General features: G+C 64.3%; 21 protein-coding genes and 1 riboswitch. Of the genes, 17 read left to right on the top strand and 4 right to left on the bottom strand.

All coding sequences use genetic code 11. The annotated features are described in order from the left end of the window. Position 1: 1 nt before the first annotated feature. Positions 2–1873 carry a TonB-dependent receptor domain-containing protein gene (locus AC07NT_RS06375; RefSeq protein ID WP_498597280.1) on the bottom strand — a complete coding sequence of 624 codons (1872 nt, stop codon included), beginning with the start codon at positions 1871–1873 and terminating at the stop codon, positions 2–4. A gap of 69 nt (positions 1874–1942) precedes the next feature. Beyond that, positions 1943–2178, bottom strand: a riboswitch (cobalamin riboswitch). Positions 2179–2228: 50 nt separating this feature from the next. Here AC07NT_RS06375 and AC07NT_RS06370 point away from each other — a divergent pair. The 9 genes from AC07NT_RS06370 to AC07NT_RS06330 all read left to right on the top strand — a co-directional run bounded on the left by AC07NT_RS06370 (position 2229) and on the right by AC07NT_RS06330 (position 11007). After that, positions 2229–2459 (top strand): DUF904 domain-containing protein, encoded by a 231-nt coding sequence (locus AC07NT_RS06370; RefSeq protein ID WP_498597281.1) that lies wholly within the window; start codon positions 2229–2231, stop codon positions 2457–2459. Beyond that, the gene (locus AC07NT_RS06365; RefSeq protein ID WP_498597282.1) at positions 2456–2794 is read left to right on the top strand and encodes a cell division protein ZapA; all 339 of its coding nucleotides are present in this window, start codon (positions 2456–2458) and stop codon (positions 2792–2794) included. The genes AC07NT_RS06370 and AC07NT_RS06365 overlap by 4 nt, the downstream gene beginning before the upstream one ends. Before the next feature lie 257 nt (positions 2795–3051). Further along, positions 3052–3852: a sulfite exporter TauE/SafE family protein gene (locus tag AC07NT_RS06360; RefSeq protein ID WP_498597283.1), complete on the top strand. Its 801-nt coding sequence runs from the start codon at positions 3052–3054 to the stop codon at positions 3850–3852. A gap of 88 nt (positions 3853–3940) precedes the next feature. Next, positions 3941–4864, top strand: a complete 924-nt coding sequence (locus AC07NT_RS06355; RefSeq protein ID WP_498597284.1) for a methionyl-tRNA formyltransferase — start codon at positions 3941–3943, stop codon at positions 4862–4864. A 472-nt stretch (positions 4865–5336) separates the two neighbouring features. Beyond that, positions 5337–6545, top strand: a complete 1209-nt coding sequence (gene oxlT / locus AC07NT_RS06350; protein ID WP_498598493.1) for an oxalate/formate MFS antiporter — start codon at positions 5337–5339, stop codon at positions 6543–6545. A 333-nt stretch (positions 6546–6878) separates the two neighbouring features. Continuing rightward, positions 6879–7901, top strand: a complete 1023-nt coding sequence (locus tag AC07NT_RS06345; RefSeq protein WP_498597285.1) for a Bug family tripartite tricarboxylate transporter substrate binding protein — start codon at positions 6879–6881, stop codon at positions 7899–7901. Positions 7902–8056: 155 nt separating this feature from the next. Continuing rightward, entirely contained in the window at positions 8057–8578 is a 522-nt protein-coding gene (locus tag AC07NT_RS06340; RefSeq protein ID WP_498597286.1) for a tripartite tricarboxylate transporter TctB family protein, read from the top strand. Between the two features lie 34 nt (positions 8579–8612). After that, positions 8613–10142: a tripartite tricarboxylate transporter permease gene (locus AC07NT_RS06335; RefSeq protein ID WP_498597287.1), complete on the top strand. Its 1530-nt coding sequence runs from the start codon at positions 8613–8615 to the stop codon at positions 10140–10142. A gap of 31 nt (positions 10143–10173) precedes the next feature. After that, positions 10174–11007: a cytidylate kinase family protein gene (locus tag AC07NT_RS06330; RefSeq protein ID WP_498597288.1), complete on the top strand. Its 834-nt coding sequence runs from the start codon at positions 10174–10176 to the stop codon at positions 11005–11007. A gap of 94 nt (positions 11008–11101) precedes the next feature. Here AC07NT_RS06330 and AC07NT_RS06325 read toward each other — a convergent pair whose 3' ends face one another. Further along, positions 11102–11710 carry a Crp/Fnr family transcriptional regulator gene (locus AC07NT_RS06325; protein ID WP_498597289.1) on the bottom strand — a complete coding sequence of 203 codons (609 nt, stop codon included), beginning with the start codon at positions 11708–11710 and terminating at the stop codon, positions 11102–11104. A gap of 288 nt (positions 11711–11998) precedes the next feature. On the opposite strand from AC07NT_RS06325, the gene oxc reads away from it, so the two are divergent. The 3 genes from oxc (at position 11999) to frc (AC07NT_RS06310) (ending at position 16544) form a co-directional block, all read left to right on the top strand. Beyond that, the gene (oxc, locus tag AC07NT_RS06320; RefSeq protein WP_498597290.1) at positions 11999–13741 is read left to right on the top strand and encodes an oxalyl-CoA decarboxylase; all 1743 of its coding nucleotides are present in this window, start codon (positions 11999–12001) and stop codon (positions 13739–13741) included. 38 nt (positions 13742–13779) lie between these two features. Beyond that, positions 13780–15051 carry a formyl-CoA transferase gene (frc, locus tag AC07NT_RS06315; RefSeq protein ID WP_498597291.1) on the top strand — a complete coding sequence of 424 codons (1272 nt, stop codon included), beginning with the start codon at positions 13780–13782 and terminating at the stop codon, positions 15049–15051. Between the two features lie 245 nt (positions 15052–15296). Then, entirely contained in the window at positions 15297–16544 is a 1248-nt protein-coding gene (gene frc / locus AC07NT_RS06310) for a formyl-CoA transferase (RefSeq protein ID WP_498597292.1), read from the top strand. 89 nt (positions 16545–16633) lie between these two features. On the opposite strand, the gene AC07NT_RS06305 is transcribed toward frc (AC07NT_RS06310), so the two are convergent. Next, positions 16634–17905: an HD-GYP domain-containing protein gene (locus AC07NT_RS06305; protein WP_498597293.1), complete on the bottom strand. Its 1272-nt coding sequence runs from the start codon at positions 17903–17905 to the stop codon at positions 16634–16636. Positions 17906–18198: 293 nt separating this feature from the next. Here AC07NT_RS06305 and AC07NT_RS06300 point away from each other — a divergent pair, with 293 nt between their 5' ends. The 3 genes from AC07NT_RS06300 to AC07NT_RS06290 are packed head-to-tail and all read left to right on the top strand — an operon-like array spanning position 18199 to position 22527. Further along, positions 18199–18942: an ABC transporter ATP-binding protein gene (locus tag AC07NT_RS06300; protein WP_498597294.1), complete on the top strand. Its 744-nt coding sequence runs from the start codon at positions 18199–18201 to the stop codon at positions 18940–18942. Beyond that, positions 18939–21302 carry an ABC transporter permease gene (locus tag AC07NT_RS06295; RefSeq protein ID WP_498597295.1) on the top strand — a complete coding sequence of 788 codons (2364 nt, stop codon included), beginning with the start codon at positions 18939–18941 and terminating at the stop codon, positions 21300–21302. Before AC07NT_RS06300 ends, AC07NT_RS06295 begins: the two co-directional genes overlap by 4 nt. A gap of 25 nt (positions 21303–21327) precedes the next feature. Beyond that, positions 21328–22527 carry an efflux RND transporter periplasmic adaptor subunit gene (locus AC07NT_RS06290; protein WP_498597296.1) on the top strand — a complete coding sequence of 400 codons (1200 nt, stop codon included), beginning with the start codon at positions 21328–21330 and terminating at the stop codon, positions 22525–22527. A gap of 12 nt (positions 22528–22539) precedes the next feature. Here AC07NT_RS06290 and AC07NT_RS06285 read toward each other — a convergent pair whose 3' ends face one another. Then, the gene (locus AC07NT_RS06285) at positions 22540–23001 is read right to left on the bottom strand and encodes a YbaK/EbsC family protein (protein ID WP_498597297.1); all 462 of its coding nucleotides are present in this window, start codon (positions 22999–23001) and stop codon (positions 22540–22542) included. A 66-nt stretch (positions 23002–23067) separates the two neighbouring features. Here AC07NT_RS06285 and AC07NT_RS06280 point away from each other — a divergent pair, with 66 nt between their 5' ends. Both AC07NT_RS06280 and trhA read left to right on the top strand, forming a co-directional pair. Further along, on the top strand, positions 23068–23265 hold the full coding sequence (locus AC07NT_RS06280) for a hypothetical protein (protein ID WP_498597298.1): 198 nt from the start codon (positions 23068–23070) through the stop codon (positions 23263–23265). An 85-nt stretch (positions 23266–23350) separates the two neighbouring features. After that, positions 23351–23995 carry a PAQR family membrane homeostasis protein TrhA gene (trhA, locus tag AC07NT_RS06275; protein WP_498597299.1) on the top strand — a complete coding sequence of 215 codons (645 nt, stop codon included), beginning with the start codon at positions 23351–23353 and terminating at the stop codon, positions 23993–23995. Positions 23996–23997 lie beyond the last annotated feature (2 nt).

Here is a 23997-nt window from a genome sequence, read left to right as displayed (position 1 = left end):
GTCATTGTGCCGCCGCAGGAGCGGCAACTGGCGCTGCCGCCACCGGGCCCGGCGCCCAGGTCAGCGAGACGAAAAGAGCGCGGCCCGCCGTAGCATAGGTATTGGCCAGCTGGTATTGCGCGTCGGTGGCGTTGTCCAGACGCATCAGCACCGACCAGTCACGCGCGACCTGACTACGGGCGTGCAGGTTGAACAGGACATAACCGGGCAATACGGTGGTGTTGGCCGCCGTGTCGTAGCGCATGCCTGAGAGCTGGGATTCGACGCCATAGGTCCAGCGGCCCTGGCGCGTGTCCGCACCCAGGGTGGCGTGCTGGTTGGAGCGTCGGGCCAGCATGAGGCCGGTGCTGCCGTCGCGCGGATCCTGGATGTCCACGGAAGCCCGCAGATTCACGTCCTGAACACGTTGCTGACCGGAGAAGGTCAACCCTCTGTACTCGGCCTGCGCCACGTTACCGTAGCAGCCGTTGGGGCTGTTGGGGCAGCCCGGGTTGCTGTTGGCATAGACGATCAGGTTGTCGACCATGTTGCGGTAGGCCACCACGCCCCAGCTGGTCGTGCCGGCGCTGTAGCGCGCACCCATTTCCACATTGCGACTGCTCTCGGGCTGCAGCGTGGACACGCCGTAAATGCTGAAACGCTGGTACAGCGTGGGCGCACGGAAGGCGGTGCCAGCCGAGGCGGTGAGACGCCATTGCGGCGTGAGGGCATAACCATAACCGACGTTGCCTGTGTTCTGGAGGCCGAACTCGCTGTCCTGGTCCTGACGCGCCTGCAGCTGCAGGGTGTGCTGCTTGCCGCTGAAACCGTACCCGAGCGCAAGGCCGTTCAGCGCGCGGGTGGTCGTCGCGGGTGTGGTGGTGCTGTTGTCCAGCTGGTCCTCGCGCCGTTCCAGCGCGGCCGTGAAGAGCTGGGGGCCGACACGGTATTCGTTCTGGAACAGGTAACCCCGCTGCTGGGTGATGGACTTGGAGACCGACGGTTCCGTCTCGTAGCGATTGCGCGCATCGGTGGCGCTCAGGCGCGTGCTGTAGGCATCGGTCCATTGCGCCAGCCAGTTCAGACCCATGGTCTGCAGCTGGTACAGGCTCTTGTCATCCCTGGCCGAGGTGTCATACGAAGAATTCATATTGCTCGACAGGCCGGTGGCCTCGACGCGCTGGGTCGGTGTGATCTGCCAGCCCAGACGGGCATTGGCGGACTGACGGTTGTAGCCATCGTCGTCACCGTTCTGACCGGCGACGGGCCGGGCATTGAAACCCTTGCTGCTCTCGTCACCAAAGCCCAGGGCATAGTCGAAGCCCTCGTGGCTGCCACTGAAGCCGGCTTCGGTCTTGCGCGTGCTGTAGGTTCCCAGACCTGCGCTGACAAAGGGGGAGAAGCCGCCCTCACCCTTGCGGGTGAAGATCTGGATCACGCCGCTCATGGCGTCCGCTCCGTAGACCGCGCCAGCCGGGCCGCGCAGCACCTCGATGCGGTCGATCAGGGCCAGGGGTATGTTTTCCCAGGGCGCGCCGCCGCTGCCGGACTGGGTGTCCACGCGCACGCCGTCGATGAAAACCGCGGTGTAGCGTGTTTCGCCGCCGCGGATGAACAGGCTGGTCGTGGTACCGGGACCGCCATTGCGTCCCATCTCGATGCCTGGCACACGCGCCAGGATGTCCGGCAAGGTACTGGCGCCGCTGCGCTCGATGTCATCGCGATCGAGCACGCTGACATCAGCCACTAGGTCGCTCAGGGGTTGCGCCGTGCGGTTGGCCGTGACCACGTTTTCGCCCAGGAGAGCCACGGTCTGGGCCTGAGCTGTGAGGGAATGCAATGCGGCGGCCAGCACCAGCCCGGCCGGGCGCGCGTACGAAGAACTGTTTTTCATGATGAACAATGGAACCGAAGCCCTCCCCGGCTTCCCCGCCAGGGCATGGACGTCACGGTTGCGCGCAGGCGCACAACCACCTTATTGGCCGGTATCCGGGCTGGTGGAAACGACCTTCATCGCCTTCCCGGATGCTTGTTCAGGGCATCCAGTGGCTAAGTGATGAAAGCGGTGCCGTGAGACACGTCCACTTACCGTTGCGGGGGCAGCGCAGGTTAGGTTTGCCGGGTTGGCTCACCCTCCTGCTTCCCGTTGAACTGCGGCATGTGAACCACACCGCGAGCACCAACAATCGTGATTTTACTTTCGAAATCTTGCGTAAACCCTACAATTGCAAGACAAATTTGAAGGCCCTATGTCGAATCCGAGCCAAATCGAACAGCTGGTCGAGCGCGTTGAGCGCCTGCTGGTGCGCCATGCGGAGCTGCAGCGCACCAACGAACTGCTCACCGACCAGCTCGACGCGCTGACGGCAGAACGCGATCAGCTCAAGTCGCGCCTGGGTGCGGCGCGCTCCCGCGTGGATGCACTGCTGGAACGCCTGTCCGAGCCGGCCGAGACCGATGTCCCCAAGGACGCCGCATGAAACAACTCGAAGTGCAGATCATGGGCCAGAGTTATCTGCTCGGTTGCCCCGAAGGCGGCGAAACCAGTTTGCTCGAAGCCGTGGAGCGCGTGGACACCGCCATGTGCAAGATCCGTGACGCCGGCAAGGTCAAGGCGCGCGACCGTATCGCCGTGCTGGCTGCGCTGAACCTGGCTTTTGAACTCAGCGACCGCGACGCGCCAGTGGCGGCGGTACCGGCTCCGCGCAGCCCCAGTGCCGTCGCCCAAAGCAACGGCGCCGATGCCGACGCCGTGCTGGGCGCGCTGATCGAACGGGTCGATGCCGCGCTGGGCCAGGACGGCCAGTTGATCTGACGCCCCGATTGCAGCAAGTCACACGGTGGGGGTGCGAAGGCCTACAATGGCTTCGTCTGCAATGCCATCGGGCTTTAAATTCCTTGAACCAATGCTCATTGAGCCCGGGCTTGGAAATTGCCTGGCTAGCGTGATCGTCTCGCGTCAGATGAACCCAAAGCCAACGCTGACCTCGCCCACCTGAACCCCGGTTCAGGATGCGGCCTGGTGGCACTTGCAGACACCTACACTTCGCGCCCCTCAACTCCTTTTCCCCGATGTTTCTTGAACCCCAGTTGATTGTCGAACTGGCCCTGATGGGCGTGTGTGCCGGATTTCTGGCGGGCCTGCTGGGCATCGGCGGGGGCATGATCATGGTGCCCTTCATGACCATCATCCTGGAGGCCAAGAACTTTCCGGCCGAGGTGGTGGTCAAGATGGCGGTGGCCACCTCGCTGGCCACGATCTGCTTCACCTCGCTGTCCTCCGTGCGCGCGCACCACAAACATGGCGCCGTGCTCTGGCCGGTGGCCCGTGTGCTGGCGCCGGGCATCGTGCTGGGCGGCCTGATCGGCGCGCAGATCGCCGCCGCCCTGCCCACCCGCGTCCTGGGCATGGTGTTCTCGCTTTTCATCGCCTACTCCGCCACGCAGATGTTGCTGGACCGCAAACCCAAGCCCACGCGCACGCTGCCCGGTGGTTGGGGGATGTTCGGCATGGGCAATGTGATAGGCCTGCTCTCGTCCGTGGTGGGCGCCGGCGGTGCCTTCGTTTCGGTGCCCTTCATGACCTGGTGCAACGTCAAGATCCACCAGGCCGTGGCCACCTCGGCCGCGCTGGGTTTCCCGATCGCGCTGGCCGGCACCCTGGGCTACATCTGGGCCGGGCGCAGCCTGCCCGACATGCCGCCCGGCGCTTTCGGCTACCTCTACCTGCCCGGCCTGCTGGTGATCGCCACCATGAGCATCCTGACGGCGCCGCTGGGCGCGCGCACCGCGCACCGCATGGACATCCGGCCGCTCAAGCGCGCCTTCGCCGTGGTGCTCTACATGCTGGCAGGCTATTTTTTGATGCGTTGATGTCGCCTGGCTGATAGGTCCGCCCTGTAAGCCACGGATAATCCGGTCTCTATAAGCTCGCCCAGAATTCCGAGGAGACAAAAGAACCATGCGCATAGCCATCATCGGCCAGCAGGATTTCGGCAAGGCCGTGCTCGACGCCTTTCTGGCGCGCGGCGACCAAGTTGCCGGCGTGTTCTGCAAACCCGAGAAACCGGGTGAGAAGCCCGATGCCCTGCGTGCCGCGGCCGAAGCGGCCGGCCTGCCGGTCCTGCAATTCCCCAGCCTCAAAAGCCCCGAGGCCGAACAGGCGCTGCGCGCGCTGGACGTGGACCTGGGCGTGATGGCCTACGTGCTGCAGTTCGCGCCCCAGTCCTTCGTGAGCATCCCGAAACACGGTACCATCCAGTACCACCCCTCGCTGCTGCCGAGATACCGTGGGCCCTCCTCGATCAACTGGCCGATCGCGCGCGGCGACAGCGAGACCGGGCTCAGCATCTTCCGCCCCACCGACGGCCTGGACGAAGGTCCGGTGATCCTGCAGAAGCGCTGCACCATCGGTCCGGACGACACCCTGGGTGAGGTCTACTTCAACCATCTCTTCCCCCTGGGCGTGGCCGCCATGCTGGAGGCAGCCGACCTGGTGCTGGCCGGCAAGCACCGGGAAACCGCACAGGACGAGAGCCAGGCCAGCTACGAGGGCTGGTTCAAGGCCGAGGAGTCGAAGATCAACTGGGCCAACCATGTGGACCAGGTCTACAACCTGATCCGCGCCTGCAACCCGGCCCCGGGCGCCTGGTGCGAACTGGGCGGCACGAAGGTGTCTGTCTACGACTGCCGCAAGCACCCGGTGCGCACCTACGGTGCGGTGCGAGGCAAGCCCGGCGAGATCGCGCAGATCACCGACAAGTCGATCTTCATCAACGCGCAGGGCGGCATGATCGAGGTGCTGCGCCTCAAGCCCGAAGGCGGCAAGAAGATGGAGGCTGCGGACTACGCACGCAGCGCCGGATTGCAGATCGCGGGCAGTTGAGACGATCCGCATCATGAAGAAAAAAGGCAGCTTGGGGCTGCCTTTTTTTTCGCGCTTTTTTTTCATGCAACGCAACTGTCTGCACAAACACGCCTGACCAGAAACTGACTCTGGATGACGTGCAGTGTGCTGAAGATTTTCAAAATTGATCGCGGTCAACAAGTCGATTTTTCACTCGTGAAAGCGCACGCGGAAATTTTTCAAAATTGACCGCAGTCAACGACATCGCGCATCGCTCGCGAAACAATATTCACATCCTCTGATCAGGCGCTGATCACCTCAGTTCAGAGGACTGCAGGATCAGGTCACCTCCCATGCAAACCGAATTCATCGGCTTTACTGCTGAGGGCGTAGCCTCGCATTTCGCAACATACAACATACGGAGATATACGAAATGAACTCGGCCTCTACGGCAACCATCAACCCCGCCGGCGCCACCCACGCCGGCACCAATCGCTGGCTGCAGCTGCTCATGGGCATCATCTGCATGGCCATGATTGCCAACCTGCAATACGGCTGGACTCTGTTCGTCAACCCGATCGCCGACAAGCACGGCTGGAGCAAGGCTGCCATCCAGGTCGCCTTCACCATCTTCGTGATGACCGAAACCTGGCTGGTGCCCATCGAAGGTTATCTGGTGGACCGCTTCGGTCCCCGCCCGGTCGTGCTGCTCGGCGGCGTGCTGTGCGGCGTGGGCTGGGTCCTGAACTCCTACGCCGACTCGCTGACCCTGCTCTACATCGCCGCCGCCATCAGCGGTATCGGCGCCGGCGCCGTGTACGGCACCTGCGTGGGTAACGCACTGAAGTGGTTCCCGGACCGCCGCGGCCTGGCGGCCGGCCTGACCGCCGCCGGTTTCGGCGCGGGCTCCGCCCTGACCATCCTGCCGATCTCGGCCATGATCAAGAACCAGGGCTACGAAGCCGCCTTCCTCTACTTCGGCATCCTGCAAGGCGCGGTGGTCTTCGTGATCGCCCTGTGGCTCAAGCACGCGCCGGAGAATCTGAGCAAGAGCAAGGATATTTCCGCGATCAACGTCCAGCAGGCCCGTCGCGACTACAAGCCCATGGAGCTGCTGAGCCAGCCGGTGTTCTGGGTCATGTACATCATGTTCGTCATGGTCGCGGCCGGTGGCCTGATGGCCACGGCCCAGCTCGGCCCGATCGCCCAGGACTTCAAGATCGGCGATGTGCCCGTGAGCATCATGGGCCTGGCCCTGCCCGCGCTGACCTTCGCTCTGGCCATCGACCGCGTGCTCAACGGCCTGACCCGCCCCTTCTTCGGCTGGGTGTCGGACCAGATCGGCCGCGAGAAGACCATGTTCATCGCCTTCGCCATCGAAGCCGTCGGCATCCTCGCCCTCTATGAGTTCGGCCACAACCCGGTCGCCTTCGTGATCCTGACCGGCATCGTGTTCTTCGCCTGGGGCGAGATCTACAGCCTGTTCCCCTCCACCTGCGCCGACACCTTCGGTAGCAAGTACGCCGCGGCCAACGCCGGCATGCTTTACACCGCCAAGGGAACAGCCTCGCTGGTGGTGCCGCTCTCCAGCCTGCTGACCGCCGCCACCGGCAACTGGCACGCCGTCTTCATCGTCGCCAGCGTGATGAATGCCGCGGCCGCGCTGATGGCCTGGTTCATGCTTCGCCCCATGCGCAAGGCGCACATGGAAAAGAACTGATCTTCCGGCTTCAGCGCCCTTAAAGGGCGAAAGCCTCGATGTCTGCAACGACATCGAGGCTTTTTCTTTTGGGGTTGGCCTGACACCGTCCCAGACCCTGTTTCGAGGCGTGACAAAGGGGCCTGCGCGCCGTTTTTTCTGTCATCATCCGTACGCAATATCCCCACTCGTAGAAACCCTAGGGCCAGTGGAAAATTCCGGAAAGTTGACCGCAATCAAGAGCAAATTCGCGAGAAAATTTCACATTACCTCCAGATCGATTGCCGTCAGGTTGTCGTCAGGCTAACGCAGAGTGGTCCTTATCAGCAAATGTTCATTAAAAGGAGACAAGAGATGAAGAGCTTTCAAGCCAAGTTGAAAACCCGGATGGTGGCTGCGGCCACCGCCGTCATCGCCACGGCCGGGCTGAGCGCCTCGCTGCCGGCCATGGCCTGGGAACCGACCAAGCCGGTCGAGTTCGTGGTGCCGGCCGGTACCGGCGGCGGCGCCGACCAGATGGCCCGCCTGATGCAAGGCATCATCGTCAAGCACAAGCTGATGAGCCAGTCGCTGATCGTCGTGAACAAGTCCGGTGGCGCCGGTGCCGAGGGCTTCCTCTCGGTCAAGGAAGCCAAGGGCGACCCGCACAAGATCATCATCACCCTGTCCAACCTGTTCACCACGCCCCTGGCCACCGGTGTTCCCTTCAACTGGAAGGACATGACCCCCGTCTCCATGATGGCGCTGGACCAGTTCGTGCTGTGGACCAATGCCGAGAAGCCCTACAAGACCGCCAAGGAGTACCTGGACGCCGTGAAGGCCGCTGGCCCGAACAAGTTCAAGATGGGCGGTACGGGTTCCAAGCAGGAAGACCAGATCCTGACCGTGGGCATGGAAAAGGCCACCGGCACCAAGTTCATCTACATCCCCTTCAAGGGCGGTGGTGAGGTGGCCGTGCAGCTCGTCGGCGGCCACGTCGATTCGAGCGTGAACAACCCTGCCGAAGCCGTGGCCCAGTGGCGTGCCGGCAAGCTGCGCGCCTTGTGCGTGTTCGACGACACCCGCATGCCCTACAAGGCCAAGGTGACCGACACCCAGTCCTGGAACGACATCCCGACCTGCAAGGAAGCTGGCGTGCCGGCTGACTACGTCATGCTGCGCGGCATCTTCGCCGCACCGGACATCACGGCTGACCAGCTGAAGTACTACGTGGACCTGCTCAAGAAGGTTCGTGAGACTCCGGACTGGAAGGAGTACATGGAAAAGGGTGCTTTCAACCAGACTTCCATGAGCGGCGCGGAATTCAGCAAGTGGCTCACCGCTGCTGAAGCAACCCACCGCACCCTGATGCAGGAAGCCGGCTTCCTGGCCAAGTAAGCAAGTAAAAAAAACAAGAGCGGGACCGGTCATGTGGCCGGCCCGCCCTCTCTCCCAACCCAAAGCAACTGCGTAGCGGGACGGTAGCCGGTCCAGACTGGCGCTGACCCACGGTATCTGCCGCCCGAAATCTGCTCCTCAGTACATCTTTCGTCATGGAATCGAATATGGAATCACACGAAGGCGAACGCACCGGCGTAGCCACCAACATCATTGATGCGATCGTCGCGGTCCTGGTCATCGTCATGGGCGGCGTCGTCATCTACGGCAGCCGCAAGCTCGGCTCCGAATGGACCAGCGACGGCCCCGGCGCTGGCTATTTCCCCTTCTACATCGGCATCATCCTCATGATCTCCGGCATCGGCGTGCTCTACCAGGCACTGGCCGGCAAGGAGAAAAACACCGAAGTCTTCGTCGACCGCGAATCGCTCGGTCGCGTGCTGTCCGTGTTGCTGCCTGCAGCCGTCTACGTAGGCGCGATCCAGTTGATCGGCATCTACGTGGCCTCGGCCGTCTACATCGCCCTGTTCATGATCATCCTGGGCAAGTACAGCTGGCTCAAGAGCGTGATCATCGCCCTGGTGGTCAACGCGGTGTTCTTCATGATGTTTGAAGTCTGGTTCAAGGTGCCGCTGCACAAGGGCGCCTACGACCTGCTCAGCTTCCTGGGTTATTGAGCACACATCAGGAAATTACGGAGACTTAAAGAAAATGGAAGAACTCAACGCACTGTTCCAGGGCTTCGCCGTCGTGATGACGCCCATGAACTTCCTACTCATGGTGGTGGGCATCGTCCTCGGCGTGCTCATCGGCGTGCTGCCGGGCCTGGGCGGCGCCAATGGCGTGGCCATCCTGCTGCCGCTGACCTTCAGCATGAACCCGACCTCGGCCATCATCATGCTGTCCTGCATCTACTGGGGGGCCCTCTTCGGCGGCGCCATCACATCGGTGCTGTTCAACATCCCCGGTGAACCCTGGTCGGTTGCCACCACGTTCGACGGTTACCCCATGGCGCAAAAAGGCCATGCCGGTGAAGCGCTGACCGGCGCCTTCACCTCGTCCTTCGTGGGTGCCTTCGTCGCCGTGGTGATGATCACCTTCCTGGCGCCCATGGTGGCCAAGTTCGCCCTGAAGTTCGGCCCGCCCGAATTCTTCTCGGTCTACCTGCTGACCTTCTGCAGCTTCGTGGGTATGGGCAAGGGCTCGCCCTTCAAGATCCTGGCCTCGATGACCATCGGCTTCGCCCTGGCCGCTGTGGGCATGGACACCGTGACCGGTCAGTTGCGCCTGACCTTCGGCTTCCACGAACTGATGCGCGGCTTCGACTTCCTGATCGCGGTGATCGGCCTGTTCGGTATCGGTGAAATCCTGCTGTCGATGGAAGAAGGCCTGGCCTTCTCCGGCAAGAGCGCCAAGATCGACCCCAAGGTCGTCTGGCAGACATGGAAGAAGCTGCCCCAGTACTGGGCGACTTCGATCCGCGCCTCGCTGATCGGCATCTGGATGGGTATCACCCCCGGTGGTGCCACCCCGGCCTCCTTCATGAGCTACGGTATTGCCAAGAAGATGTCCAAGAACGGCGCCAAGTTCGGCACCGGCGAACTCGAAGGCGTCGTGGCACCGGAAACCGCGGCCCACGCAGCCGGCACCGCAGCCCTGCTGCCCATGCTGGCCCTCGGCATCCCGGGCTCGCCCACGGCCGCCGTGCTGCTGGGTGGCCTGCTGATCTGGGGTCTGCAACCCGGCCCGCTGCTCTTCGTCGAGCAGAAGGACTTCGTCTGGGGCCTGATCGCCTCCATGTACCTGGGCAACCTGGTCGGCCTGCTGGTCGTGCTGACCACCGTGCCGCTGTTCGCCTCGATCCTGCGCATCCCCTTCTCGATCATCGCCCCAGTGATCATCGTGATCTGCGCGATCGGTGCCTACACCGTGCACAACGCCATGCTCGACATCTGGTTCATGCTGCTGTTCGGTGTGGTCGGCTACGTGTTCAAGAAGCTCGACTACCCGCTTGCGCCGCTGGTGCTGGCCCTGGTGCTGGGTGACAAGGCCGAAGACTCCTTCCGCCAGGCCATGCTGGTCTCGCAGGGTGAGCTCTCGGTCATGTTCTCCAACGGTCTGGTCGGCTCCATCACCACGCTGGCCCTCGTGCTGCTGTTCTGGCCGCTGATCTCCAAGCTGATCGCCCTGGTCAGGCCGCCCAAGCAGGACGAGTTCGCCGCCGAGCGGCCTGTGGATTGAGTCTGCATTCGTGTAGCAAAGGAGCGTAGACATGCCCGTGATTGCAATGACCCAGGAAATGGGTTCCCTGGCCAAGGATGTGGCCCTGGAACTGGCAGCCACGCTGAACCTGTCCGTGATGCGCCACGAGGTGGTGGATCACGTGGCCGGCAAGATGCATGTCTCCACCAGCCTGATCAATCGCCTGCGTGAAGGCAAGGCCGGTCTGATCGAGCGCGCCACCACCGACGCCGAGCGCCTGGCCCTGTACACCGCCGAAGAGGTGTACGAGCTGGCGAACAAGGGCGATGTGGTGCTGCGCGGCTGGGGCGCCACCTGCCTGCTGCGGCCCGTGCCGCACGTGCTCACGGTGCGCATCACACGGTCCTTCAACAAGCGTGTCGAGTGGCTCATGAACCACCTGGAGACCGATGACCGCGACTTCGCGGAAAGCGAGATCCGCCGCAGCGACCACGCACACGCCACCCGCATGCATCACCTCTTCGGCGTGACCTGGGGTGACCCGGTGCTCTACGATCTGGTGCTCAACACCGACCGCCTGAGCGTGCACAGTTGCGTGGAACAGATCCGCCAGCTGAGCCTGCGCCCGGAGTTCCAGGAGTCGGAGGCCTCGCGCCAGCTGCTGGCCAACATGACGCTGGCGGCCCGCGTGCGCTCTGCGCTCAAGGACAACGAGACCACCCAGGAGGTCAACATCACCATCGAAGCCCAGAAGGGCCGCGTGATCCTCAAAGGCATCGTGGTCAACAGCGATGAGCAGGCCGACGTGGAAAAGATAGCTTCCATGGTGTCGGGTGTGGTCGGTGTCGAAAACCGGCTGCGTCTCATGAGTTCCTCCCGCATCTTCACGTACTCGAAAACCTGAGACCCCCTCCTCTCCTTCCCTCAGGGGCAAGGAAACAGGGCCTGCTTCCTCACGGAACAGGCCCTGTTTTTTTGGGTCAGTGAAAAGAATAAGGCTAGATCTTCCCGCGCTGCTTGAGACGGCTCAGCGTCTCGGCCGAGAGGTTCAGGTAGGCCGCGAGCTCCTTCTTGGGAATGCGGTCGAACAGCTCGGGATGCTTGCGCAGGAAGCGGTGCACACGACCCGGTGCATCCAGCAGGTGCAGCGTGATGGTGTGGGCCATGATTTCGCTCATCAGGTTCATCACGCAGTACTCGAACAGGCGTTTTTCCTCGGCGTGGCGCTCCAGAAAGGCGATCCACTCGGGCATGGGCAGCTTGACCACCCGCGCCTTGGTCACCGAGACGATGCTGTAGGGCGTGGGCGTCTTGAGAGACCATGCTGCGTAGCTGGTTTCCATCTCCCGCTCGGCAGCGAAGCGCAGGATCATTTCCTTGCCCTGGGGATTGGCCACCACCCGTTTGAGCACGCCGTCGAGGATGAAGTACTGCTCCATCTCGTGCACCCCCTGGTGCAGCAGGAAGTCGCCCTTGTTGCAGTCCACCACCGTCAGATGCTGCTCCAGCTCCTCGTGCGACGCCGCGCCCATGCCCTTGAGCACGTCGTTCTGTCGGAGTTGAACCCGGATGATGTTCTTTTCGGGGTGATTCTCGATGGATGTCATGGGCCAGGGTCGGGATTGCGTGCTCGCGCCGGTATCGGGCCGATCCCCCTCGGGAACCGGATATTTGTCCCGAAAATTGACCGTGGTCAATGGCGGAAACTGAATCGCTTCCTATCATAACCCGTCGATGCAATTGGCCCCCGCCAGCGCGAGTCGCGCGAGGGCACCACACATCGCGGTTACCCCGATTGCGCGCTCCCGGGGCCAGCCAGATTCGAGGAGCAGCAGGTATTTGCCAGCCGGGTCGCCCGACTTCCAAAGACGTCTAAAACCGAGAGAGACTACACCATGTCCAACGACGCTCAAACCAGAGAACTGACCGACGGTTTCCACCTGGTCATCGATGCCCTGAAACTCAACGGCATCAAAAACATCTACGGCCTGCCGGGCATTCCGATCACCGATCTGACCCGCATGCTGCAGGCCGAAGGCCTGCGCGTGATCTCCTTCCGCCACGAAGCCAACGCCGGCAATGCCGCCGCCATCGCCGGCTTCCTGAACGGCGCCGAGGGTATCCCCGGCGTGTGCCTCACGGTGTCCGCCCCCGGTTTCCTGAACGGTCTGGTCGCGCTGGCCAACGCCACGACCAACTGCTGGCCCATGATCCTGATCTCCGGCTCCTCCGAGCGCGAGATCGTCGACCTGCAACAGGGCGACTACGAGGAAATGGACCAGCTGGCCATCGCCAAGCCCCTGTGCAAGGCCGCCTTCCGCGTGCTCAACGCTGAAGACATCGGCGTGGGCATCGCCCGCGCCATCCGCGCCGCCGTTTCCGGCCGCCCGGGCGGCGTCTACCTGGACCTGCCGGCCAAGCTGTTCTCGCAAGCCATGGACGCCGCAGCCGGCAAGGCTTCGCTGATCAAGGTGGTCGATCCGGTTCCGCGCCAGATCCCCGGCCCCGACGCCGTCAAGCGCGCACTGGACCTGCTCAAGGGCGCCAAGAAGCCCCTGATCCTGCTGGGCAAGGGCGCGGCTTACGCCAAGGCCGACGCCGAGATCAAGGCCCTGGTCGAGAAGACCGGCATCCCCTACCTGCCCATGTCCATGGCCAAGGGCATCCTGCCCGACACGCACGACCAGTCTGCCGCCGCCGCCCGTTCCTACGTGCTGCCCGAAGCCGACGTGGTGCTGCTGATCGGCGCCCGCCTGAACTGGCTGCTCTCGCACGGCAAGGGCAAGACCTGGGGTGGCAAGGACCACAAGGACTGGGGTGCCCAGAAGTTCATCCAGATCGACATCTCCCCGATCGAAGCCGACAGCAACGTGGCCATCGACGCCCCGCTGGTGGGTGACGTCGGCTCCTGCGTCTCTGCCCTGCTTGCCGGCATCGGCAGCAACTGGGCCAAGCCCCCGGTCGAATGGACCGGCGCGATCAACGAGCGCAAGACCAAGAACGTCGCCAAGATGGCCGAGACCCTGGCCAAGGATCCCAAGCCGATGAACTTCCACAGCGCGCTGAACGTGGTGCGCGACATCGTCAAGGCCAACCCCGACGCCATGCTGGTCAACGAAGGCGCCAACGCGCTCGACTTCACCCGTTCCATTGTCGACATGTACAAGCCGCGCAAGCGCCTGGACGTGGGCACCTGGGGCGTGATGGGCATCGGCATGGGTTTTGCCGTGGCCGCCGCCGTCGAATCCGGCCAGCCCGTGATCGCGGTCGAGGGCGACAGCGCCTTCGGTTTCAGCGGCATGGAAGTCGAGACCATCTGCCGCTACAACCTGCCGGTCTGTATCGTCATCATGAACAACAATGGCGTGTACCGCGGTACCGACGTCAACCCGACCGGTGGCGCCGACGTGGCCCCGACCGTGTTCGTCAAGGGCGCGCGCTACGACAAGCTCATGGAAGCCTTCGGCGGTGTCGGCGTCAACGCCACCACCCCGGCTGAGCTGCGCAAGGCGATGGAAGAAGCCATCAAGTCGCGCAAGCCCACCCTGATCAATGCCGTCATCGACGAGACCGCCGGCACCGAGAGCGGCCGCATCACCAGCCTCAACCCGGCCAGTGTTGCGACCAAGAAGCACTGATTTCTAAAAGCGCAACAACCCACAAGGAGAACTGCAACATGTCCAACAAACCCCTCAAGGGCATCAAGATCATCGACTTCACACACGTGCAAGCCGGTCCCGCCTGTACCCAGCTCCTGGCCTGGTTCGGCGCTGACGTGATCAAGGTCGAGCGCCCGGGCGCCGGCGACGTCACCCGCAGCCAGCTGCGCGACATCCCCGATGCCGACGCGCTGTACTTCACCATGCTCAACAGCAACAAGCGTTCGCTGACGCTGGACACCAAGACCGCCGAAGGCAAGGAAGTGCTGGAGAAGCTGATCAAGAAGTCCGACGTCATGGTCGAGAACTTCGGTCCCGGCGCCCTGGACCGCATGGGTTTCACCTGGGAGTACATCCAGAAGCTGAACCCCGGCATGGTCCTGGCTTCGGTCAAGGGCTTCAGCGACGGCCACCACTACGAAGACCTGAAGGTCTACGAAAACGTGGCGCAGTGCGCCGGCGGTTCCGCCTCGACCACCGGCTGGTGGAAGGGCGAGAACTCGCAGCCCACCATCTCCGCCGCCGCGCTCGGTGACTCCAACACCGGCATGCACCTGGCCATCGGTATCCTGACCGCCATCATCGGCCGCCAGCAGACCGGCAAGGGCCAGAAGGTTGCCGTGTCCATGCAGGACGCCGTGCTGAACCTGTGCCGCGTGAAGATGCGCGACCAGCAGCGTCTGGAACGCCTGGGCTACCTGGAAGAATATCCCCAGTACCCCCACGAGATGGAAGCCTTCAAGGACAAGGTCACCCCGCGCGGCGGCAACGCCGGCGGCGGCGGCCAGCCGGGCTGGATCCTGAAGTGCAAGGGCTGGGAGACCGACCCCAACGCCTACATCTATTTCACGGTGCAGGGCCACGCCTGGGAACCTATCTGCGACGCTCTGGGCAAACCCGAGTGGAAGACGGACCCCAAGTACACGACCCCCAAGGCCCGCCAGCCGCACATCATGGACATCTTCGCCACCATCGAAGACTTCATCAAGGACAAGACGAAGTTCGAAGCTGTGGACATCTTCCGCAAGTTCGACATTCCTTGCGCCCCGGTGCTGTCCATGAAGGAACTGCTGGTTGACGAGTCCCTGCGCAAGAGCGGCTCCATCGTTGAAGTGCCCCACCCCGTGCGCGGCAGCTACTTCACTATCGGCAGCCCGATCAAGTTCTCGGACCTCAAGCCCGAAGTCACGGCTTCCCCGCTGCTGGGCGAGCACACCGACCAGGTGCTGGCCGAGCTGGGCTACAGCAAGGAACAGATCACGGCCATGCACAGCAAGAAAGCCGTCTGAGACCCTGCTGCTCGGATATGAAACGGCGCCTTCGGGCGCCGTTTTTTTTGCTCCTGACACACTCACACTGTCGTCGCAACGACCTTTGCCGCCGCCTCCGAAAGCATGTATCAGTGCGGCCCTGCGAGCACATAAAAAACGACAATGTTTCGCCGAAATGAAGCCCCTATAATGTTCAAGTCATATAGAAGACCTGAGCGGTCAACGTATAAGAATTTTTTATCATTAGAACCAGGAGTTCATTCATGACCAAAGCCCTCGAAGGAGTCCGCATCCTCGACTTCACGCATGTGCAGTCGGGACCGACCTGCACCCAGTTGCTGGCGTGGTTCGGCGCGGATGTGATCAAGGTGGAGAAGGCCGGCGAAGGTGACGCCACGCGTGCGCAGCTGCGTGATGTCGAAGGCGCCGACAGCCTGTACTTCACCATGCTCAACCACAACAAGCGTTCCATCACCCTGGACACCAAGAACCCCAAGGGCAAGGAAGTGCTGGTCAAGCTGATCAAGGAATGCGACGTGATGGTCGAGAACTTCGCCCCCGGCGCACTCGACCGCATGGGTTTCCCCTGGGAGAAGATCCAGGAGATCAATCCGCGCATCATCCTGGCTTCGGTCAAGGGTTTCGGCCCTGGCCCCTACGTGGACTGCAAGGTCTACGAGAACGTGGCCCAGTGCACCGGCGGCGCCGCCTCCACCACCGGTGACCCGGATGGCGTGCCCATGGTCACAGGCGCCCAGATCGGCGACAGCGGCACCGGCCTGCACCTGGCCCTGGGCATCGTCACCGCTCTCTACCAGCGCGAAAAAACCGGCCGCGGCCAGAAGGTGCTGGCCGCGATGCAGGACGCCGTGCTCAACCTGTGCCGCGTCAAGCTGCGCGACCAGCAGCGCCTGGAACGCACCGGCGCGCTCAAGGAGTATCCCCAGTACCCCGAGATCGAGTTCGGTGAAGCCGTGCCGCGCGCCGGCAACGCCTCGGGTGGCGGCCAACCGGGCGCTGTGCTCAAGTGCAAGGGCTGGCAGAAAGACCCCAACGCCTACATCTACTTCATCACCCAGTCCAACGCCTGGCAGGCCATCTGCAAGGTGATCGGCGAGGACGACTGGATCACCAACCCGCATTTCGCCACGCCGCAGGCCCGCCTGCCGCACCAGAAGATGATCTTCGCGCGCATCGAGGAATGGACCAAGACCAAGACCAAGTTCGAGGCCATGGACATCCTCAACGAGTTCGACATCCCCTGCGGCCCCATCCTGTCCATGAAGGAAATCGCCGAAGACCAGTCGCTGCGCGAAACCGGCACCATCGTGGAAATCGACCACCCCGTGCGCGGCAAGTACCTCAGCGTGGGCAACCCCATCAAGCTCTCGGACAGCCCGACCGAAGTCACGCGCTCACCGCTGCTGGGCGAGCACACCGTGGAAGTGCTGACACAGATGGGCTACACCCAGGCCCAGCTCGACGAACTGCGCGCCGCCAAGGCGATCTGACCGCGCGACGACGGCCCGCGGGCCGTCGCCCCATGAAAAAAGCCAGGGCGTACCCTGGCTTTTTGCTTGCCGGCGAAGACCGGCTGGCCTCAGGCGTCGGACAGGGGTGCCGGCCCCGAGCTCTCGAAGTAGTAGGCAATGCGCTGGCGCGGGCCCAGGTAGTCCAGCGCGTCGGCCGGCAGGCCTGCCGGCTTGAGGCTGCGGCGGATACCGATGCCCGGCTGGCTTTCCAGGTCCAGGATCAGGGCCTCGTGCTTGGGCACCGTGGGCTCGTGCACGATGACACGCGGCTTGAGCGGTCGCACGGAATTGACCGATACCACCAGGGCGTAACGGCCGTCGATCAGCTGCACCACCGAACCGGGCGGGTACACACCCATCATGCGGATGAAGGCGCTGAGCACGACGTTGTCGAAACGTGCCTTGTGCTGTGCAAATAGCAGGGACAGGGCCTCGTGCGGCGTCAGTGCCGCGACCTGGCGCAACGGATTGCACAGGTTGTCGTAACGGTTGACCAGGGCGAGGATGCGGGCGCCCAGCGTCAGCTCGCTGCCCGGCGGGCGCATGGGGAAACCGGTGCCGTCCATCAGCTCGTGGTGCTGGGCGATGGCCATCAGCGCGCCTTCGGTGAGCTGCATGCGGTTGGCAATGGCCACGCCCTTGCCAACATGCTCCTGGTACTGCTTGAAATCCTCGATGGAAAAGCCATCCTCGAACCAGCGCACACGCTGCGGCAGCTGCAGCTTGCCCACATCGTGCAGGAAGGCCCCCACACCCAGGTCCACCAGGTCCTGCCCGGCCAGGCCCATGGCCTTGCCCAGCAGCACGCTCATCACCGAGACATTGACAGGGTGCATGGCGGCGCGTTCACCCACGCCTTCGGAGAGCAGGCGGATGGCGGCTTCGCCGTCACATTCCATTTCACGGATGGCCGCGGTGATCATGGCCACACAGTCGTCACGCACGGCCTGCGGCTGCTCCAGCACAGATTCCTGCACACGCTTGAACAGCTGCTGGGCCGCGCCGAATTTCTGCTCGCAGAGCTTCAGGCTCTTCTGCTGGGCTTCGATCTGCTGGGCGCGGTGGCGGCGGAACTCGCGCTCCTGGGCCAGGGCCCGTGCGGCCGCGGTCTCGTCCATGGACGGGTGGCTGGACGGCGCGTCCAGCGGCGGATCGCTCTTGGACGGCACGAAGCGCACCTGCTTCAGACCCAGGCCGCGGATGGTCTCGATCTGGCGGTTGGAACTGATCTTGAAACTGCCCGTGGGAAAGGGATGCGACATCCAGCCCAGTTCGAGCTCGACGTACAGGCCGACGCGCAGCTCGTTGATATCTATCAGTTCTGAATCGGAAGACTTCATGGGAATTTCGTGCCAGCCACCACCCTGGAATCCAGGCCGACGCTGCCGATTTTATGCCAAGGAATGGCTCTGTGCAGCGATAAGGCCATGAAGAATCAACAACTTTGCTACAAATCCTGCAGCAGTACCTGAACTTGTAACCGTCGCCACCCCGGCACCGGGCACGGCCGGCCCGGCATGCACCCCGGCCGGGACAAGACGGGATAGGCCGGCCCGTGATCATGGCAATGATTCATGACCAAGATCAAGATATCCATCGCGCTGGCGGCACAAGATCGGAGCCTGAACCCGCCATGGATCCGCGCCACGATATGAACCCGAGCCACGACGCCAGCAACACCGTCTTCACCGCCCGCGCCCTGTGCAAGACCTACCAGATGGGTGAAGTCGAGGTCAAGGCGCTGCAGGACGTGGACCTGGAAATCCGGCGCGGCGAATTCATCGTACTGCTCGGCCCCTCGGGCAGCGGCAAGTCCACCCTGCTCAACATCCTGGGCGGCCTGGACCGGCCCAGCAGCGGCAGCGCCCGCTTTGCCGACCACGAGTTCACCGGCGCCAGCGACGCCGAGCTCACCCGTTACCGGCGCGAGCATGTGGGTTTTGTCTTCCAGTTCTACAACCTCATCCCCAGCCTCACCGTGCGCGAGAACGTCGAGTTGGTCACCGACATCGCCCACGACCCCATGCCGGCCGCCGAAGCCCTGCGCCTGGTCGGCCTGGAAGAGCGCCTCGACCATTTCCCCTCCCAGCTTTCGGGCGGTGAACAGCAGCGTGTGGCCATCGCGCGCGCCATCGTCAAGCGGCCCGAGGTGCTGCTGTGCGACGAGCCCACCGGCGCGCTGGACTATGTGACCGGCAAGCTGGTACTCGAGGTCATCGAGCGCATCAACCGAGAACTCGGCACCACCGCCATCGTCATCACGCACAACGCCGCCATTGCCGGCATGGCCGACCGCGTGCTGCACCTGGGCGGCGGGCGCGTACAGCGCGTGGACGTCAACACGCACAAGATCAGTCCGGCGGAGCTGTCCTGGTGAAAGCACTGGACCGCAAGCTGCTGCGCGACCTGCGGCTCATGTGGAGCCAGGCCATCACCATCGCCCTCGTCGTGGCCAGCGGCGTGGCCGGTTTCATCGCCACCTTCAGCGCCTACGACGCCCTGTCCTGGTCGCGCGAGGTCTATTACACGGAGTCGCGCTTCGCCGACGTCTTCGCCAACCTCAAGCGCGCGCCGCTGGCGCTGGAACGCCAGCTCGCCGCCCTGCCCGGCGCCGCGCACGTGGAGACCTCGCTGAGCGAGATCGTGCAGGTGGACATCCCCAATGTGTCCGACCCCATCATCGGCCGCCTGATCGGCATCGACCCGCAGCGCCCGCCCCAGCTCAACCGCATCCACCTGCGCGACGGCCGCATGGTCACGGCCCGGCGCGACCACACGCTGGAGGTGCTGGTGTCGGAGGGTTTCGCCATCGCGCGCAAGCTGCAACCGGGTGACCGCATCCACGCCCTGGTCAACGGCAAGAAGGAAGACCTGCAGATCGTGGGCATCGCGCTCTCGCCCGAATACGTCTTCGCCGGCATGGGCGGTTCGCCCGACCTGCGCGGCTTCGGTGTGTTCTGGCTGGACCGCGCGGCCCTGGCCGCCGCCTACAACATGGAAGGCGCCTTCAACCAGGTGGCCGTGCGCCTGTCACCCGGGGCCAGCGTTGGGCAGGTGATCGCCGGGCTGGACCGCCTGCTCGCACCCTACGGCGGTGTCCAGGCCTACGGACGCGACGAACAGATGTCGCACCGCATGCTCAGTTCGGAGATCAAGGAGCAGCGCGTCATGGGCACCGTGCTGCCCAGCATCTTCCTGGCCGTGGCAGCCTTCCTGCTCAACGTGGTGCTGAGCCGACAGATCGCCACCCAGCGCGAGCAGATCGCCGCCCTCAAGGCCCTGGGCTACGACAACTGGGCCATCGGGCTGCACTACGTCAAGCTCGTCATGCTCATCGTCACGCTGGGCGTGCTCATCGGCGTGGGCGTAGGCGCCTGGCTGGGCCACTGGTTCTCCGGCCTGTATGCCGACGTGTTCCGTTTTCCCGAACTGCACCATCGTGTGCGGCCCGAACTGGTCCTGGCCGCCACCGCCATCACCCTGCTCGCCGCCCTGGGCGCCACCTGGCATGCCATATCGGCCACCGTGAGTCTGGCACCGGCCGAGGCCATGCGCCCTCCGTCGCCGGGGCGCTTCCGGCCCAGCTTCGTCGAAACCTGGGGCCTGCGCAACTGGTTCAGCCCGGCCGCGCGCATGGTCCTGCGCACCATGCAGCGGCGCCCGCTGCGCACCCTGCTCACCGTCTTCGGCATCGCTGCCTCCATGGCCATCGTCATCAGCGGTACCTTCTGGCGCGACACCATCGACCTGCTGCTGCACACGCAGTTCCGCCTGGTACTGCGCGGCGACGTGGTCGTGAGCCTGGTCGAAGCCACGCCCGCCCGTATCACCTACGAGATGGCCCGCCTGCCCCATGTGGTGGCCGTCGAAGGAACGCGCAGCGTGAACGCGCGCCTGGTGTACGGCCAGCATGACTGGCGCGGCAGCGTCCAGGGTCGCGACGCCGTACCTGAGCTGCAACGCATCGTGGACATCGAACGCCGCAGCTACACCCCACCGCAGGACGGCCTGCTGCTCACCGATCGCCTGGCGCAGCGGCTGGGCATCCGGCCTGGCCAGACCGTGCGCGTCGAACTGCTCGATGGCCGGCGCCAGGTGCTGGAGCTGCCGGTCATGGGCACGGTGCAGGAGATGATGGGCATGGGTGCCTACATCGAGCGCCGCAGCCTGAACCGCCTGCTGCAGGAGGGTGACCTCGTCAACATGGCTTCGCTGCTGGTCGAACCCGGCCATGAACCCGAACTTCTGGAGCGCCTCAAGAACCTGCCGCGCGTCGGCGTGGCCTTCAGCAAGGCGGTGATGCTGCGCAACATCGAGGAAATCACCGCGCGCAACGTGCTGGTCTTCAGCGCCATCCTCACCGTCTTCGCCACCATCATTGCCGTGGGCGTGGTCTACAACCATGCGCGCATCGCGCTGGCCGAACGCGCCTGGGAACTGGCCAGCCTGAGGGTGCTGGGCTTCACGCGCGGCGAGGTCTCCACCTTCCTGCTGGGGGAGCTGGCGCTGGAGATCCTGATCGCCATCCCGCTGGGCCTGGTGGCTGGCTACTGGCTGGCTGCGGGCATCGTGCAGCTGATCAAGACCGACGAATTCTTCTTCCCGCTCATCATCCAGCCACCCACCTACGCCTATGCAGCCATTGTCGTTGTGGCGGCCGGCGTGGCCAGCGCACTGATCGTGCGCCGGCGCATCGACACGCTGGACCTCGTGGGCGTATTGAAGACACGCGAATAGAAACCTCACTCTAGGGACGTCAACCATGAACATCACCAGGAAAAAACTCTGGATCGCCGGTAGCGCAGGGCTGTCCGTTCTGCTGCTGGTCTGGGCCTTCTGGCCCCAGGCCATGGAAGTGGAACTGGGCGCGGTCAGTCGCGGCAGGTTCGAGCGCGCCGTGCAGGAAGACGGCAAGACCCGCCTGCGCGAGCGCTACGTGGTGTCCACCCCGCTCACGGGCCGCGTGCAGCGCTTGGCGCTCAAACAGGGAGATGCCGTGGCACGCGACGCCCTGCTGGCCACACTCTGGCCCGTCATGCCCGGCCTGCTGGACGAACGCGCGCGCCAGGAACAGAACGAGCGCATCGGTGCCATGGAAGCCGCCGTGCGCCGCGCCAGCGCCAACGTGGAACGCGCCAAGGCTGCACTGGACCAGGCCGTGGCCGACCTCAAGCGCAGCGAAACCCTGGCCCAGCAGGGTTTCGTCTCGCCCACGCAGAACGAAACCGGGCGCCTCACCGTGCGCCTGCGCCAGAAGGAACTGGACAGCGCACACCAGGAAGAAGACGCCACCGGTCACGACCTGGCCCAGGCCCGCATCGCCATCCGCACCTTCAGCCAGGGCGGCAGCACCCAACGCAGCTGGGCCATCAAGTCGCCCATCGCGGGCAAGGTGCTCAAGGTCAACCAGCAGAGCGAAAGCCTGGTGCAGGCCGGCACGGCGCTGCTGGAGCTGGGCGACCCCGGCGACCTCGAGGTGGTGGTGGACCTGCTCACCGAAGACGCCGCACAGGTCCAGCCCGGCACGCCGGCCACGCTGGCCAACTGGGGCGGCCCGCAGCTGCTGGCCGCACGCGTGCGCCTGGTGGAGCCGGCCGCCTATACCAAGGTCTCGGCCCTGGGCGTGGAGGAGCAGCGTGTCAACGTGGTGCTGGACATCCTTTCCCCGCGCGAGCAGTGGAGTGCCCTGGGCGATGGCTACAAGGCTGACGTGCGCATCGTGGTGCAGACCGAAAAGGAAGCACTCAAGGTGCCGGTCAGCGCCCTGTTCCCCTCCGGCGCCCGCGCCGCCCTCTACGCCGTGGAGAACGGCCGTGCCCGCCTGCACGAGGTGGAGGTGCTGGCACGCAACGGCAACGAGGCCTGGGTCAAGAGCGAGCTGGCGCCAGAAACGCCGGTGGTGCTGTTTCCACCGAGCAGCCTGCGCGACGGCGAGCGCGTGCAGGCTCTGGGCGGCAAGTGAACGAGCCCGGGATCAGGCTTGGCAGACATCCACCCACAAGCCCGCCGTGAGCTCGGCCAGGCGGGCCGGCGTGATGCGCACCGCGGCGTGGATGTCGCCGGCCGCGGGCAGCACCTCGTCATAGGCTTGCAGCGAGGCGTCCAGGTACACCGGCAGCGGCTGCACCAGGCCGAAAGGGCAGACCCCGCCCACCGGATGGCCGGTGAGTTGCGCCACCTCATCAGGCGGCAGCATGCGACCGCGCCCCAGGGCTTCCTTGAACTTGCGGTTGTCGATGCGCCGGTCGCCACTGCACACCAGCAGCGCCACGTGCCCGTCGCCCAGGCGGAAAGCCAGGGTCTTGGCAATGCGCCCCGCTTCCACACCATGGGCCTGCGCGGCCAGGGCCACGGTGGCCGTGCTCGTCTCGAGCTCGATGACGGGGATGTCCAGCTGGCGGGATCGGAAGAATTCGCGGACGGAATGCAGACTCATGTTCGGGGAAAGATATGCAATCCGTCCACTTTAGCAAGCCTCCTGCCCACGCCGTAAACTCGCCCCATGCATCACCGCACCCATCTCCTGTACGCCTTGTTGCTGCTGCTGGCCGGCTGCTCCACCCAGGCCTGGTACGAAGGCAGCAAAGCCAGCGCCGAGAGCGAATGCCGCAAGCTCCCGCCCGGCGGCTACGAAGACTGCATGAGCCGCGTCAACCGCAAGTCCTATGAGGACTACGAGAAGGAACGCCAGCGCAAATAGGCGCAGGCCCTGATCGGCGATAGGCTTGATCTCCCGCAGGGTTGCTGCATCAAGCGACACAGGCCGTACACAGACGCATGCGAGAATGGTTTTCATGACCGAACGTCCCCAGACCCTGGGCGAGGAAATCGCCAACAGCGTGAGCCACGGCCTGGCCTTGCTGGCCGCCCTCATCGCTGCCCCCATCCTTCTTGTGGCCGTCAGCCCGCTGAGCGCCGCCAACATCGTGGGCGCCGCCGTGTTCGCGACCACCATGGTCCTGCTGTATTTCACCTCCACGCTGTACCACGCGCTGCCCCAGGGCCGCGCCAAGCGTGTGTTCATGAAGCTGGACCACGGCGCCATCTACCTCTTCATTGCCGGCAGCTACACGCCCTTCGCCCTGGGTGTCATGGGTGGTGCCTGGGGCTGGACCCTGTTCGGCCTGGTCTGGGCCATGGCCGCCATCGGCGTCACGCTCAAGGCCTTCGACCGCCTTTCGCACCCCTGGCTGTCCACCGGCCTCTACCTGGCCATGGGCTGGCTGGTGCTGATCGCGGCCGTGCCGCTGGTGGAGCGCGTGCCTTCGACGGGTCTGACCCTGCTGGTGGCGGGCGGCCTGGCCTACACCGTGGGCGTGGTCTTTTTCATGCTGGACTCACGCGTGCGCTATGCCCATGCGGTCTGGCACGGCTTTGTCGCCGCCGGCACGGGCCTGCATTTCTTCGCCGTCCTCGGCTACGCGGCCTGAGC

The organism is Hylemonella sp. GW821-FHT10B10 (genome assembly GCF_059415585.1).
The sequence above is the reverse complement of the archived record's forward strand: the minus strand, read 5'-3'. Positions and strand labels throughout refer to the sequence as shown.

Excerpts from the sequence above, each read along its gene's own strand:
- AC07NT_RS06355 (WP_498597284.1), top strand. The coding sequence starts at position 3,941 with ATGCGCATAGCCATCATCGGCCAGCAGGATTTCGGCAAGGCCGTGCTC.
- AC07NT_RS06360 (WP_498597283.1), top strand. The coding sequence starts at position 3,052 with ATGTTTCTTGAACCCCAGTTGATTGTCGAACTGGCCCTGATGGGCGTG.
- oxlT (WP_498598493.1), top strand. The coding sequence starts at position 5,337 with ATGGGCATCATCTGCATGGCCATGATTGCCAACCTGCAATACGGCTGG.
- AC07NT_RS06285 (WP_498597297.1), bottom strand. The coding sequence starts at position 23,001 with ATGAGTCTGCATTCCGTCCGCGAATTCTTCCGATCCCGCCAGCTGGAC.
- AC07NT_RS06370 (WP_498597281.1), top strand. The coding sequence starts at position 2,229 with ATGTCGAATCCGAGCCAAATCGAACAGCTGGTCGAGCGCGTTGAGCGC.
- frc (WP_498597291.1), top strand. The coding sequence starts at position 13,780 with ATGTCCAACAAACCCCTCAAGGGCATCAAGATCATCGACTTCACACAC.
- oxc (WP_498597290.1), top strand. The coding sequence starts at position 11,999 with ATGTCCAACGACGCTCAAACCAGAGAACTGACCGACGGTTTCCACCTG.
- frc (WP_498597292.1), top strand. The coding sequence starts at position 15,297 with ATGACCAAAGCCCTCGAAGGAGTCCGCATCCTCGACTTCACGCATGTG.
- AC07NT_RS06335 (WP_498597287.1), top strand. The coding sequence starts at position 8,613 with ATGGAAGAACTCAACGCACTGTTCCAGGGCTTCGCCGTCGTGATGACG.
- AC07NT_RS06290 (WP_498597296.1), top strand. The coding sequence starts at position 21,328 with ATGAACATCACCAGGAAAAAACTCTGGATCGCCGGTAGCGCAGGGCTG.
- AC07NT_RS06305 (WP_498597293.1), bottom strand. The coding sequence starts at position 17,905 with ATGAAGTCTTCCGATTCAGAACTGATAGATATCAACGAGCTGCGCGTC.
- AC07NT_RS06375 (WP_498597280.1), bottom strand. The coding sequence starts at position 1,873 with ATGAAAAACAGTTCTTCGTACGCGCGCCCGGCCGGGCTGGTGCTGGCC.
- AC07NT_RS06365 (WP_498597282.1), top strand. The coding sequence starts at position 2,456 with ATGAAACAACTCGAAGTGCAGATCATGGGCCAGAGTTATCTGCTCGGT.
- AC07NT_RS06325 (WP_498597289.1), bottom strand. The coding sequence starts at position 11,710 with ATGACATCCATCGAGAATCACCCCGAAAAGAACATCATCCGGGTTCAA.
- trhA (WP_498597299.1), top strand. The coding sequence starts at position 23,351 with ATGGTTTTCATGACCGAACGTCCCCAGACCCTGGGCGAGGAAATCGCC.
- AC07NT_RS06330 (WP_498597288.1), top strand. The coding sequence starts at position 10,174 with ATGCCCGTGATTGCAATGACCCAGGAAATGGGTTCCCTGGCCAAGGAT.
- AC07NT_RS06345 (WP_498597285.1), top strand. The coding sequence starts at position 6,879 with ATGAAGAGCTTTCAAGCCAAGTTGAAAACCCGGATGGTGGCTGCGGCC.
- AC07NT_RS06280 (WP_498597298.1), top strand. The coding sequence starts at position 23,068 with ATGCATCACCGCACCCATCTCCTGTACGCCTTGTTGCTGCTGCTGGCC.
- AC07NT_RS06300 (WP_498597294.1), top strand. The coding sequence starts at position 18,199 with ATGGATCCGCGCCACGATATGAACCCGAGCCACGACGCCAGCAACACC.
- AC07NT_RS06340 (WP_498597286.1), top strand. The coding sequence starts at position 8,057 with ATGGAATCGAATATGGAATCACACGAAGGCGAACGCACCGGCGTAGCC.